The following is a 1,017-nucleotide window of genomic DNA, read 5'->3' as shown; positions in this document are numbered from 1 at the left end:
CGCAGTCACCCCAAAGGGCTCCTACTTTTTGTAAGCATGCGGTTTCAGGATCTATTTCACTCCCCTCCCGGGGTTCTTTTCGCCTTTCCCTCACGGTACTGGTTCACTATCGGTCGATGATGAGTATTTAGCCTTGGAGGATGGTCCCCCCATGTTCAGACAGGATTTCACGTGTCCCGCCCTACTTGTTCGCAACTTAGTACCACACTCCTCTTTTCGCATACAGGGCTATCACCTGCTATGGCCAGCCTTTCCAGACTGTTTTGCTAAGAAGAATGCTATCTTTGCCAGGCTCCTGCGATTTCGCTCGCCACTACTTTCGCAATCTCGGTTGATGTCTTTTCCTCGAGCTACTTAGATGTTTCAGTTCACTCGGTTCGCCTCCGTATCCTATGTATTCAGATACGGATACCCTCGCGGGTGGGTTTCCCCATTCAGAGATCCCGGGATCAAAGCTTATTTGCCAGCTCCCCCAGGCTTTTCGCAGGCTATCACGTCTTTCTTCGCCTATCATCGCCAAGGCATCCACCACATGCTCTTAGTCACTTGACCCTATAACTTTGACATCTCCTAAAAGATACAAAGCCATTTTCAAGGACTGTCTTGTCAGGTCTTTCACCTGACGCGTTATGCCGTAATGTGAATGATTCTTCAGATATCTCTATCTTGAGAACGATTCGTCATTACTTGAACTTCCAAACAAAGTTATAAAACAAAGTTTTTTCGTTCGTTTTGACGCAATCAAAATTGTTGCCAAGGGCACGGTCTGCACTAAACCTTTACGAATGTGCAGTTTCCCCTGACAACGCTGATTTCGACTCTATGAATTGTTAAAGAACAGCCGATTGAATCCCCAAAGGGAATCCAACAACAAAACAGCCTCTCGCGAAGCCGCTTTGGTGTTGCACAACAAGTCTTGGTGGAGGATGACGGGATCGAACCGACGACCCCCTGCTTGCAAAGCAGGTGCTCTCCCAGCTGAGCTAATCCCCCAAACGATTCTGACACAATCGCTTT

The 1,017-nt window shown here is 47.9% G+C and carries 1 tRNA gene and 1 rRNA gene; both read right to left on the bottom strand.

What is annotated here, in order from left to right:
• Positions 1–552 (bottom strand): 23S ribosomal RNA (locus BM041_RS29680); the annotation flags it as partial.
• A gap of 365 nt (positions 553–917) precedes the next feature.
• Positions 918–993: transfer RNA gene (locus BM041_RS29675), tRNA-Ala, on the bottom strand.
• Positions 994–1,017 lie beyond the last annotated feature (24 nt).

The organism is Falsiroseomonas stagni DSM 19981 (assembly GCF_900114315.1).
GTDB lineage: Bacteria > Pseudomonadota > Alphaproteobacteria > Acetobacterales > Acetobacteraceae > Falsiroseomonas > Falsiroseomonas stagni.
The sequence above is the reverse complement of the archived record's forward strand: the minus strand, read 5'-3'. Positions and strand labels throughout refer to the sequence as shown.